General features: G+C 42.5%; 2 rRNA genes. Both read right to left on the bottom strand.

Features of this window, described 5'->3' with window-relative positions:
- Positions 1-274 (bottom strand): 23S ribosomal RNA (locus tag CPJCM30710_RS17410); the annotation flags it as partial.
- A gap of 291 nt (positions 275-565) precedes the next feature.
- Positions 566-661 (bottom strand): 16S ribosomal RNA (locus CPJCM30710_RS17405); the annotation flags it as partial.

Raw genomic sequence — 661 nt, 5'->3', positions numbered from 1 at the left:
GGTTTGGGCTCTTCCGCTTTCGCTCGCCGCTACTGACGGACTCGATTTTTCTTTCTCTTCCTCCAGGTACTTAGATGTTTCAGTTCCCTGGGTTTACCTTCCTACGACTATGTATTCATCGTAAGATACATGGGGTTACCCATGTGAGTTTCCTCATTCGGAAATCTTCGGATCACTGGCTATTTGCGCCTCCCCGAAGCTTATCGCAGCTTATCGCGTCCTTCATCGGCTCCTGATGCCAAGGCATTCACCATGCGCCCTTTGTAGCTTGACCTAATATACTAAAGTAGTCTTTTATAACTACCAGTTTTGGTTCTCTTACAAAGAATAATTCTTTGGTTTTACCAATTTGGCTTTACTGGCTAAACAACTTCCTTTCAATTGAAATTCATTAAGGATTCAGTTGTTTATCCTTCTTATGTGCAATTTTCAAAGAACAAAAAAAATTGAAAGACTTTTGGTCTCTCAAAATTAAACAGAGGAATTAGCGCAATCCATTCGATAGCTCGCTATATTATTGTAGTTAATCTTAACATGCGTTAAGTATTAACTAAATCTTCCTTAGAAAGGAGGTGATCCAGCCGCAGGTTCTCCTACGGCTACCTTGTTACGACTTCACCCCAATCGCTGACCCTACCTTCGGCCGCTGCCCCCCTTACGG

The organism is Clostridium polyendosporum (genome assembly GCF_018332455.1).
In the GTDB taxonomy this organism is placed as follows: Bacteria; Bacillota; Clostridia; order Clostridiales; family Clostridiaceae; genus Clostridium_AY; species Clostridium_AY polyendosporum.
Note: the sequence above shows the minus strand (reverse complement) of the source record. Positions and strands in the feature narration are given on the sequence as shown.